Source organism: Nitrososphaerota archaeon, assembly GCA_011605775.1.
In the GTDB taxonomy this organism is placed as follows: domain Archaea; phylum Thermoproteota; class Nitrososphaeria; order Nitrososphaerales; family JAAOZN01; genus JAAOZN01.
This window is the reverse complement of the sequence record JAAOZN010000083.1, coordinates 38735-49178: the sequence shown is the minus strand read 5'-3', so window position 1 is coordinate 49178 and position 10444 is coordinate 38735. Positions and strand designations below refer to the sequence as shown.

Sequence of the window (10444 nt, the reverse complement as noted above, 5' to 3'; positions counted from 1 at the left end):
ACCTTGAGCGCTACACAAACCCATCAGCGCCATCGGCAGAGGAGCTGGCAGAGTTCTTGGGAAGAGAGGTTAGGGAGGTGTCTAGGGAGTTCGTGGAAGATGGTAGAAGGATTCTTAGAGAGGCGAAGGAGGCTGATGTAGCGTTAGCGTGCTCAGGAGACCCCATGGTTGCGACAACACACCAAGAGCTCAGGGTGAGAGCGGTCAAAGAGGGTGTGCAAACCAAGATAATACACAGCACATCCATAGTCTGCTGCATAGCAGGCGAACTAGGGCTCCACCAATACAAATTCGGCAAAACCGTCACCGTAACAGCATCGCCACAAGCAGCGCTCACAGTGCTAGACACCATCCACTGGAACCTACTCAGAGGGCTACACACACTCCTACTACTAGAGTGGCACCCAAACCGAAACCTAACCCCAAGCGAAGCCCTAAAGATGCTGATCGACGCAGACGAAGAAGCGAGGCTAGGAATCCTCAACCCAAATCTATTCGCAGCTGTCGCAGCACGCCTATGCCAAAGAAACCAGCTGATAAAAGTTGGGCAGCTCAAAGATCTCCTACACTACGACTACGGCGAACCACCCTACAGCATAGTGATACCAGCAGACCTACACTTTACAGAAGCAGAAGCCGTCGAAACACTCTTCAAGACAGAGTGCAGCAACGCCAACAACACACAATACGCCAAGAGTAAGGCTAACATTTTAGTACCCAGATACGTTGAGAAGACCCGCGCAACCCTAAAGAGGGTAAGAGAGATGCTCACCACAAAGGAAACCAAACTCAACACCACCGATCTACTTGAAAACGTCGACTGCTACAGCAGCGACGCACTACGCTTCCTAAACGAAGGAAAGCCTGAGCTAGCCATACTAAGCATAGGATACGCCGAAGGGCTTCTAGATGCGCTACGCTTCCTAGGTTTGGTGGAGGTACCTTGGTGAACAAGGAGATAAAAGAGGTCTTAGCAAAGATCCTCATCAACCAGATAAAGCAAGGAGCCGCGAGGATAGAGGATCTCAAACAGACACTACCATTCAACACAGCAACACTAAGGAAGCTGATTAAGGAAGCGGCGAAAAAAGGTTTGATTAAGAGAAGCCGTGGCACCCTCCTCTTAACCGAAAAGGGTAGAAGTACTCTAAAGGTGGTTTTAGCAGGCGGGGTCTTCGACGTTATACACCCGGGGCACATCTACACGCTGAAGTCATCCAAGGCTCTAGGCGATGTGCTCGTAGTTTCGGTTGCGAGGGATAAGACGGTCTTGGCGAATAAGGGGCATATGCCCATAAATAGCGAATCTGAACGTGTTGAGCTCGTCTCCTCAGTTAAATACGTTGATCTAGCGCTGCTGGGAAGTGAGTCGAGCATCTACGAGGTTGTCGAAGCTGTACGCCCAGACATAATAGCACTAGGGTATGATCAGAAGCACAGAGAGGATGAGCTGCGTTCAGAGAGCGAGAAGCGGGGTGTAAAAGTGGAGGTGGTGAGGTTAGATACCCCTAAACCCCATGTGAAGACATCCACTATCCTCAGAACAAGGGACGACGTATTAGAAGACTTTTAGCGCTCAGAATCATCCTCCATCAACCGCACGTTAACGGTTACTTCAGCGCCATCCTTCAACCCAAGCCTCTCTCTAACATTCACAGGCGCTATAAACTCAACTACACTATCATCGTAGTGTGTACGATCTATAGCGAGCACAGCACCCTCCACCACATCGTTTAGAGTCGCTCTAAAGCATCTAGCCCCACCATACGTTCGCTGCCCATCCTCAAACTCGTGTATCCTTATGCCCCTGTAATGCTCCAGCTCCCGCCTAAGCCTCCTATCGACAGGTGTGGAGAGCTTTATGTTCAACGTGCCCGGATAGGGGTCGAAACCTAGTTTAGCTATGAACTGCTTACGGTACCCTTTCAGAGAAACGTAGTAGGCGCCCTCCCCGATTCCTGTGAACACCCTTCCACGTAGCGTAATAGATTCGGGCATAGCTTCTAGAGCTTGCCTCAGCCTCTGGTAGATGTCAGCCAATACCCGCAGACCCTGCTCGCTCAGCTTAACCCCGAAGCCTCCTTTCACCCTTAACCGCTCTACGTAGCCCTCCCTCTCCAACTCAAGTAGGTGGTTGGATGCCGCTTGCTGTGAGCGACCGATCCTCTTAGCTAACTCATAGGTCGAGATCTTGATCGGCTCATCTTTGGCGCCCAGCAGAAGAAGCTCTATGAGCGTAGGTATGAGCGCTGGTTTTATCTTAGGCTGCTTGTCTCCAGCTTCTTGCAAGCCTATCAGCCTCTCTAAGCGCATCTGGGTATCTTAAGCCTAGTAGTTGAATTATTCTCCTCACACCACTCAACCCAACTTTATGCCCAGGGCTTACGTAAAAGGCTCTGCAACCCTCGGGTTTAACTCGGTATCCTACACATCTACCCTCATAAACTATTCTAGCGAGCGCTTTACCGCTATCTTCAACTTCACCAACAAGAAGCCTCTTAGCCACACCAACAGTAGGTTGGTCGAGAAGAACACCTATCACTGTAGCCAAACCAGCTCTTCTAGGGTGGGCTAAGCCGTGACCATCCACCAGAATGAGGTCTGGCACACCCCTAAGGTTTCTGTATGCAGCCAATAAGAGGGGTGCTTCTCTGGCGTAGAGTAGTGTTGGTATGTAGGGGAAGGAGGGGGTGCTTCTTATCACACTCTTTTCAACAACACCTTTCCCGATCTCCCAGATCACAGCGGCTGCCGATGCGGTGTTGTTGGAGTAGGCTGCGTCAAGCCCACACACCTTGGTTATCTTCGGCTCAACCCCACTTCGGTAGAGCTTGGCTATAGCTTTCTGCATAGCTTCGAAGAATATTATCTGATCCTCCATAGGCTTAGGGTTCATCGCTGCCCGCCATTTTAATTGTCTTTTGAAGGTCTTTTATGAGCGCGGCACGCCTTAATTCTTCGGTTACGATGGCTCTCGTGTCCTCTATCAGTACCCTGGCGACATCGGTCTTCCTCCTTATCCCCTGCACGATATGGTCGTAGGCTGCGAAGGGTGTTAATGAAGCGTATATGTCCTCCATCGCCTTGAAGAGCCTTATGGCTTCCTTCACCCTACCCTCTCTTAAGCGGTCATAAACCATTCTTTTGATCTCACCTACCGCATCTAAGATACCTAAGAGGTAGGGTATGTCGTCTACACCTAATTCCTCCTGCTTAGGGATGCTCTTCTTCTTCTTAGATACAGCTATGGTTATAGATGCCTCAACAAACTCTGCTGCCGGTTGAATAAGATACTTTTGGAGGTCGTTTCCAGCTATCTTAGAGGTTTCGACCAAAACCCTCCTCGACTCCTTAAGTAGACGCTCAGCCTCCTTCCTCCTCTTCGCGTGCACACTTATGATAGCTTTGGAAGCGTTCAGCGTTACGGCACGCACATCTCTTAAGATCTTTTCACGCCGCTCCTCTATCTCCCTAAGCCTACCCTCAATCCTACCTAGCGTTTCCACATCTATTAAACTACCCATTTTGCCTTCTGGTGGTTTAAGCGGCTACAAATATCTTTCGAGCCCCAACCATTTGTGTAAGAAGGGTTCTATGTAGTCTGCTTCGCCTTTATCTAATCCTCTGATTCTTACGATCTTAGGTAACCTACCTTTCCTACCCACATATCTGCCTTTGACGATGAAAACACCATGAAGGCGATCGATCTTATCCGCCTCCTCCAACCCACTTTGCACCGCACCCTCATCTTCCCCCTTAACCGCATTACATATCCTTGTGGCAGCAGCATCGGCTAAAGCAGCGCTTTCAGCGTAGACGACAGCAGCATCTGCTTCACCAAAACTCATCGCGTGGCTGACGGTAGCAGAGCTGGTAGCCAACCCAGCTGGTAAGCCATCGCCCCCTAACACGAAACCTATCTTATTGGATATGGGGGTTGCACCAGCGTAGAGCGCGACGCATATCTCTTTATGCGAGGCGGCTGAAACCTCTCCTCCGTTCTCAACCACCCTTACCCTGCAGCCCAATCTCCCCATGCTCTTAGTAGCTAAGTCAGCTAACGCTCCCGGTAAAGCTGCCATAGGGCCTACATCAGCTAATTCCGCCGCTACACAAGCGAGCTTCACCGCTTCGGGTGCTTCATCAAGCGGTCTTATCGGTTTGAGTGCGTACCTAAATCTTAGATCTCTTCTTATGTAGTGTTCTAGTAGGAGCCTCTGCTTATAGACGGTTTCTGCTGCGAGAGATATCGCTTCTCCTTCGTCTGAGATGATGTGTAGGTTTGACTCCTTGATCCTCACGTTAGCGTAATAGAGGTCTCTATGGTATGTGGGGTATATGCTTGGGAGGGTTATCAGCGTGCTCAAATCAGCTGGATGGCTTTGCGTGGGCAAGCGCTTATACATATACCACAACCTATACACCTCCTCTCATCTATCTCGATATCTAAGCTCTCATCGAATCTTATGGCTCGAGATGGGCAGGGCGATATGCAGGCGCCACAGGATATGCATCGCTCTCTATCGACTTCAACTAGGCTGCGGAGCTCGGTGACCTCTAAACCAGCTGCTCTAAGATACTCTAAGGCTCTCTTTAGTGCTTGGCCTTGTGTAGCGATATCTATAACCATCTCACCCTCCTTTGGTGTGAGCTTGGCTTCGATGATGTTGATCAGCAACCCAGTCTTCAGTATGATCTCAGCTAAGACTGGTTTGGAAGCGGCTTCGTGTGAGTATCGGAGCTTCACTTTCATACCCCTCTCCTCCCTACGAGTTTCCTGGATATGTCGTCTGATGTAATCAGACCCTTTACACGCATAACATCATCAACCACGGGTAACCCTGAGATGTGGTGCTCTGCCATACGCTTAGCAACCTCATCGACCCTCTCAGACTCCTTTGCTGTTATGACGTATCTTGTCATTATCTCTTTCAAGGTCTTCTTGTCCTCAGCCAAAGCTCTCGTCAGATCCCAGGTTGTTACGATCCCTATCAGCACACCTTCTTCGCTTACGATAGGAACGTGGTCTATGTTCTTCTCAATGATCATCTTCGCTACTTTCTTTATATCGTCCTCTGGTTTTGCCAAGACGAGGTCTTTAAGGGGCATCATGATGTCGCCAACTGTCACCTCGCGCTTCTTGATCTTGAGCGGCTTGAACTCTCTGTAGTTTGGTAGGAGTTCTATCGGGCGCTGTATGAAGAACTCTCCAGCTTCTATCCACCGCTTCAGTGTTTCAGCTATCTTCCTAGCAACCTTTATGCTTGAAAGCGGGGATGATGGTACCTCCTTATCCCCTATAACTACCTTACCGGATTTGAGCTCAGCATAATTACTCTTCTTAATGATCGGTCTATCTCTGGAGGGCACGCTATAGTCAAGTATGTCAACTGGTATATCTTCGTCTTTAAGAGCTGCTGTGGCTGCTACACGCATATTTATGATCGGGATTGGGATGCCTACACCAACATAGAGAGTTGTGCCGTAGTTGTGGAAGACAGCGCCCTTCAGATACTCTGCACTCATTCCTCTGAGGTCTCCTTTGACCGCGAGTGTCGCAAACCCGCTTTGGGGTTTATGCTGTGTGCCTTCACCTACCACGTAGCCGACGCCTCCTCCTAGGAAGATTCTGGTGCCGAAGCCGATCGTCTCTAAGTTCAGATCTTTGTAGAGGGGGCTGAGTTGACCTGAGCCTGAGAAGGTTACGTTACCGTATCTAGGCAATAGTGTTCCCATGTAGGTGTAGAGGATGTGGTCGGAGGTGTTCGTTGCTGCGTTGTATCTCTGGTAGGCGTTGCGTGGGTTATAGAGGTAGGCTTGGTTAAGATCATCTAAGATGATCGTAGTCTCTAAGCTTCTTCTCGGGTAGCAGTCCGTGCCATATGATTCAGCTCTCAACTCAACCTCCTTACCAGAAACCAGATCCTCTATTACGTGCCCCCCACCGTATTCAAAAGGCTTGGTTTCACTCATCGATGTAGCGCCTAAGTATGCGTCTACGGCAGCAAGCCCTTTATACACAGGAACATCATTAAGCCAGCATCTAACCATCTTAATAGGCGGCTCAGAGTGGCCAAAATTTAGGAAGGCGCCTGAGCTGCACATAGCGCCGAAGGTGCCTGTTGTTACAACATCAACTTCTTTAGCTGCTTTTTCTAACCCGCTCTGCTCAACAAATTCGATGAACTCTTCAGCGGTCATAACTACTGCGTCTCCACGTCGAATCTTCTCATTTATCTCCTCGTATCGTCTAAGCTCTTCTTTGCCTCGTTCCACATTCAATCAGCTTCAACCTCCCGCGGATGCGGACGATTTAACAACTTTACTATACGCTTTTTCAACAGCGTTTAATTTTAGATTAAACTATACCTATAGCGATTTCCCGAAATCTGCGGTTGGTAAAAGAGATTGATAAGAGGCTAAATAGAAAGTTAGCCAAAACATTTAATAACTTTAGTGTAAAAGAGCAACACCTTCGGCGACGCTCGATGCTGACAACAACCAGCAACGGTGTAGTTGCTTACTTCGTCATGGAAGTTGGGATCTCCAGTAAGATACCCACCTACAGCGGAGGATTAGGTATACTTGCAGCAGACACCTTGAGGGCTGCTTCTGATCTAGATCTACCGTTTGTTGGCGTTACTCTGCTCCATAGGCGGGGCTATTATAAGCAGATTCTATCTGCTGATGGTAAGCAGATGGAGGAGTCGGATGAGTGGAATCCTTCTGAGCATCTGAGTAGATTACCGGTTGAGGTTTCGGTTGAGCTTGAGGGTAGGAGTGTCAAGGTGGGTGCTTGGAAGATGGATGTGAGGGGCGCTGATGGTTCTCCTGTGCCTCTTATCTTCTTGGACACCAATTTGGATGCGAATGTGCCTGAAGATAGGGAGATTACGTCCCTTCTATATGTGGATGATAGGGTTTGTAGGTTGAAGCAGGAGGCGGTTTTGGGCATAGGTGGTGTGAGGATGCTTGAGGCTTTAGGCTATAACGTCAGAAAGTATCATATGAATGAGGGGCATACGAGCTTGGTAGCAGTGGGGCTTCTTAGAAGGTGTGAGATGGCGGCGGAGGAGGTTAAGAGGAGGTGCGTCTTCACAACACATACACCAGTGTACGCTGCGAACGACATATACCACTATGGTTTAGTTAGCAGCATCTTAGATGGTATAGTGCCTGAAGATGTTTTGAGAAGGTATGGTGGGCAAGATGCGCTGAACATGACGCTTCTTGGCTTAAATCTGAGCGGTTTTGCTAATGGTGTTAGTAAGAGGCACGCTGAGGTCGCTAGGCAGCTATACCCAGACCACGACATAAAGGCTATAACTAATGGTGTTTATCCATATGCTTGGGTCTGCAAAAGCCTAAAGACGCTTTACGACAGATATCTGCCCGGCTGGGGCAGAGAGCCAGAGATTCTGAGCAGAGCCGATCTTATACCCGATGATGAGCTCTGGCAAGCGCATTTGGAGGCTAAGAGGGATTTGATCGACTATGTTAACCAGAAGGCTTCCACAGACTTATCTTATGACGCTCTGACAATAGGTTTCGCTAGGAGGGCAACCGGCTACAAGAGGCACACCTTAATCTTTACTGATCTGCGGAGGTTGAAGAGGATCGGGAGGGGGAGTAAGCTTCAGATAGTTATGGCTGGGAAGGCGCATCGGAGTGATATAGATGGTAAGGGGATGATTGAGGCTGCGCACCGCAGCATAAGGGAGTTGGGTGGGCACGTTAAAGCGGTCTACCTCGAGAACTATAATATTGATATTGATATGGCACTAAAGATGGTTTCGGGCTGCGACCTCTGGCTCAACACACCTCTACCACCATATGAAGCCTGTGGAACAAGCGGGATGAAGGCTGCACTTAACGGTGTTTTGAACTTCAGTGTGCTGGATGGTTGGTGGATTGAGGGCTGCATAGAAGGCGTAACAGGCTGGGCGATCGGTCCGTATCCAGACGCTCAAGTTTCTGCTGAGGAGCGCTACGTCAAGGAGCTTGAAGATCTATATGGGAAGCTGGAGTACATAATTTTGCCGAAGTACTATAAGGAGGGTAGGGGTGAGTGGATAAGGATGATGAAGAACTCTATAAAGCTCCTTGGACCGAGATTCAACACACACCACATGCTCTACAAATACATCGCCTCAGCATACAGCAGATAATATCGCAGCACAAACGTGGACCACATAGTAAACGCGTTCAACTACAGCCTAAGACGTAATTACCATCGAGCAAAACTTATCTATTAACAGATAATCTCTTTGGCAACGTGAGTAGATGAGCCAGGAGGAGCTGTTAGAAGCCTTAAAGGAGCTCAACACCCAGCATTATACCTTCCGCAAAAGATTCGAAGAACTGCAAAGCGCTTTGGATAGGGACCCGGTGTCGGCGAGCAGAGACTTCCTAATGTTCTTTGAAAACGTTATAATACCGCACTTCAAAATCGAAGAAGAAAAGGTCTTCCCGACTGTCTTACATATTAAGCCGGAAGCAGAGCATTTAATCACCCAGTTGAAGGAGGAGCATAAGACGCACTTCAGCCTACTTAACCAAATCAAAGAAGCCATCAAAGAGTTGTGTAGAGTGGGTGCTAGCCATACGGAGAAAGAGGAACCTTTGTATCAGATAGTTTTAGAAGAAGTGTTAAAAACGGTAGGGAAGAAGTAGGTTCAAACGTTTTTTCCCTAATAGCTGGTTTGAGGAAGAGAAGAACCAGTTTTCCTACAGGCTGAGCTCATTAGGGTAGGATACGTTTTGAGAAGTAGTGTGAGGAGTAAAGGGGTGCAGCTGGGTTATGACCAGTAGCCCTATCTTTAGCTATCAAGTAAACTATCGGAGCCTTGGAGAACCTCATAAATATGGTATCGTGACCCACACATAACCCTACAACGACGTTCAACTCTGTACAAACACGATTTAGCACCATCGCTTGAAGAATTGGGTTGCATATAGGTTCATAACGCCCAGGTTTCCTCTTATCCTCCTCCTTGAGTCCGATGCGCGTCTTATCTATGGAGCCGCATTTACAGGCTACGGAGTAAACATCAAGCCCCCACACCTCAAAAACCTTATCGAGCTTGCTAGCCTCATCACTTAAACCTACACAAAAAGCAACACCAATCCTCCTAACATTAAGCCTTCTACAAAGTTCAACGACCTCCCTAACTCTAGGCCAGAACCCATACCCCTCCTTCTCGATGAGCGTGGAGGAGCGGTGAATATTTCTAATAAACTCGTTCTCATACTGCTTCATAGACTCCTCAACGATCCCAGGGTATGCAACCATAGGGCAGAAAGCAGGCTTTTTAGCTTCAGGATCATTTGCGCAGGGCTTTAATGGACACTTAGCGCATTGAGGAGATTTCTCACCACTCATATCGATGAGTTTGAATCAAGAGGATATTTGAACTTAGCGTTCAATTTAACGACTATCACATAGGTTTATGCTCTAGAGTATGTTGAAGCATCTCTAAGCTTATTACCATAAACAGTTTTTATATGATAGAGAAGAGAGGCTGTCCTTATGCCCAACCTCTCTTTGCTTGTAACCGGCGCCTCTGGATTTATTGGGCGGCACGTCACAGCATACCTTTTGAAAAAAGGCTTTAGCATATTAACTACAGATCTCAGAGGTGCTGACCTTAATGGAGACCTACGCGATAAGGTGTTTGTGCTAGATGTAGTTTCAAAGCTTAAGTTCGATGCGGTTGTTCACTTAGCCGCTGTAACTGACATAAAGATGAGCATCCAAGACCCCTACCAAACACATCTGGTGAACAACTTCGGCACACTCAATATACTGGAAGCAGCTTCAAAGAAGGGTGTGGAGAGGTTCATCTACGCGAGTTCAGCAAACGTTTACGGTCTTCCATTCGAGCTCCCTGTTAGGGAGAGCACACCCTTCAACCCCAGAACACCCTACGACTACTCAAAGGTGGTCGGCGAGTATCTCGTCAGAAGCTACGCAGCAACCAAGAAGATCAAGACCACCATATTAAGATCTTGGAAGATCTTTGGGGAGTATGAGAGGCTTACGGCTGCGATACCCAACTTTATTAAGTGCTGCTTAAGAGGCGAGCCTATACCGCTCTACAACGGAGGCGCTGACACCACAGACCCATATTACGTTGAAAACTACGCTAGAGTCGTGGAGCTCTGCCTAATCAAAGAAGAGGCTATAGGAGAGGTGTTTAACGTAGGGACTGGTGTCGAGCGCTCGATCAAGCAGATCGCCGAAGAAATCAAGCGTCTCACAAACTCTAACTCACAACTCCTAAACCTACCGCCTCGAAGTGATGCGGAGAAGGAGCCTATGAGAAGCTACCCAGATATATCGAAACTTAGGCGGCTGCTCGGCTATGAGCCAATAGTCTCATTTGAGGAGGGTTTGCGAAGAACGATCAGCTGGGTTAAAGCTGTCATCAGTTAGATTAGAGAA

12 protein-coding genes are annotated in these 10444 nt (G+C 48.3%); 5 read left to right on the top strand and 7 right to left on the bottom strand.

The annotated features are described in order from the left end of the window. The coding region (gene dph5 / locus HA494_07455; GenBank protein NHV97601.1) for a diphthine synthase at positions 1-950 on the top strand (950 nt) is incomplete at its 5' end. An 8-nt stretch (positions 951-958) separates the two neighbouring features. Then, positions 959-1573 carry an FAD synthase gene (locus tag HA494_07450; protein ID NHV97600.1) on the top strand — a complete coding sequence of 205 codons (615 nt, stop codon included), beginning with the start codon at positions 959-961 and terminating at the stop codon, positions 1571-1573. Here HA494_07450 and HA494_07445 read toward each other — a convergent pair. From HA494_07445 to HA494_07420, 6 genes are read right to left on the bottom strand one after another with little or no spacing between them, the layout of a single operon-like run. Next, positions 1570-2289, bottom strand: a complete 720-nt coding sequence (locus HA494_07445) for a DUF120 domain-containing protein (protein ID NHV97599.1) — start codon at positions 2287-2289, stop codon at positions 1570-1572. The two genes, HA494_07450 and HA494_07445, sit on opposite strands and share 4 nt — an antisense overlap. Next, entirely contained in the window at positions 2261-2896 is a 636-nt protein-coding gene (locus HA494_07440) for an endonuclease V (protein ID NHV97598.1), read from the bottom strand. Before HA494_07440 ends, HA494_07445 begins: the two co-directional genes overlap by 29 nt. Next, complete coding sequence (locus HA494_07435; protein NHV97597.1) at positions 2886-3524, bottom strand: RNA-binding protein; 639 nt, start codon at positions 3522-3524, stop codon at positions 2886-2888. The genes HA494_07440 and HA494_07435 overlap by 11 nt, the downstream gene beginning before the upstream one ends. Before the next feature lie 24 nt (positions 3525-3548). Then, complete coding sequence (locus HA494_07430) at positions 3549-4367, bottom strand: UPF0280 family protein (protein NHV97596.1); 819 nt, start codon at positions 4365-4367, stop codon at positions 3549-3551. Further along, a complete protein-coding gene (locus HA494_07425) occupies positions 4364-4753 on the bottom strand; it encodes a 4Fe-4S binding protein (GenBank protein NHV97595.1) in 390 nt (129 codons plus the stop codon). Before HA494_07425 ends, HA494_07430 begins: the two co-directional genes overlap by 4 nt. After that, on the bottom strand, positions 4750-6201 hold the full coding sequence (locus tag HA494_07420) for a CBS domain-containing protein (protein ID NHV97594.1): 1452 nt from the start codon (positions 6199-6201) through the stop codon (positions 4750-4752). The genes HA494_07425 and HA494_07420 overlap by 4 nt, the downstream gene beginning before the upstream one ends. Positions 6202-6530: 329 nt before the next feature. On the opposite strand from HA494_07420, the gene glgP reads away from it, so the two are divergent. Together glgP and HA494_07410 are read left to right on the top strand one after the other, a co-directional pair. Further along, positions 6531-8168, top strand: a complete 1638-nt coding sequence (gene glgP / locus HA494_07415; protein NHV97593.1) for an alpha-glucan family phosphorylase — start codon at positions 6531-6533, stop codon at positions 8166-8168. A gap of 115 nt (positions 8169-8283) precedes the next feature. After that, complete coding sequence (locus tag HA494_07410; protein NHV97592.1) at positions 8284-8673, top strand: hemerythrin domain-containing protein; 390 nt, start codon at positions 8284-8286, stop codon at positions 8671-8673. Positions 8674-8743: 70 nt separating this feature from the next. Here HA494_07410 and HA494_07405 read toward each other — a convergent pair whose 3' ends face one another. Beyond that, positions 8744-9382, bottom strand: coding sequence for a DUF1847 domain-containing protein (locus HA494_07405; protein NHV97591.1), 639 nt, complete (start codon positions 9380-9382; stop codon positions 8744-8746). Between the two features lie 147 nt (positions 9383-9529). Between HA494_07405 and HA494_07400 the strand changes: the two genes are divergently transcribed. Continuing rightward, a complete protein-coding gene (locus HA494_07400; GenBank protein NHV97590.1) occupies positions 9530-10435 on the top strand; it encodes an NAD-dependent epimerase/dehydratase family protein in 906 nt (301 codons plus the stop codon). Positions 10436-10444: the final 9 nt, after the last annotated feature.

Excerpts from the sequence above, each read along its gene's own strand:
- HA494_07410 (NHV97592.1), top strand. The coding sequence starts at position 8,284 with ATGAGCCAGGAGGAGCTGTTAGAAGCCTTAAAGGAGCTCAACACCCAG.
- HA494_07425 (NHV97595.1), bottom strand. The coding sequence starts at position 4,753 with ATGAAAGTGAAGCTCCGATACTCACACGAAGCCGCTTCCAAACCAGTC.
- HA494_07435 (NHV97597.1), bottom strand. The coding sequence starts at position 3,524 with ATGGGTAGTTTAATAGATGTGGAAACGCTAGGTAGGATTGAGGGTAGG.
- glgP (NHV97593.1), top strand. The coding sequence starts at position 6,531 with ATGGAAGTTGGGATCTCCAGTAAGATACCCACCTACAGCGGAGGATTA.
- HA494_07405 (NHV97591.1), bottom strand. The coding sequence starts at position 9,382 with ATGAGTGGTGAGAAATCTCCTCAATGCGCTAAGTGTCCATTAAAGCCC.
- HA494_07400 (NHV97590.1), top strand. The coding sequence starts at position 9,530 with ATGCCCAACCTCTCTTTGCTTGTAACCGGCGCCTCTGGATTTATTGGG.
- HA494_07420 (NHV97594.1), bottom strand. The coding sequence starts at position 6,201 with ATGACCGCTGAAGAGTTCATCGAATTTGTTGAGCAGAGCGGGTTAGAA.
- HA494_07440 (NHV97598.1), bottom strand. The coding sequence starts at position 2,896 with ATGAACCCTAAGCCTATGGAGGATCAGATAATATTCTTCGAAGCTATG.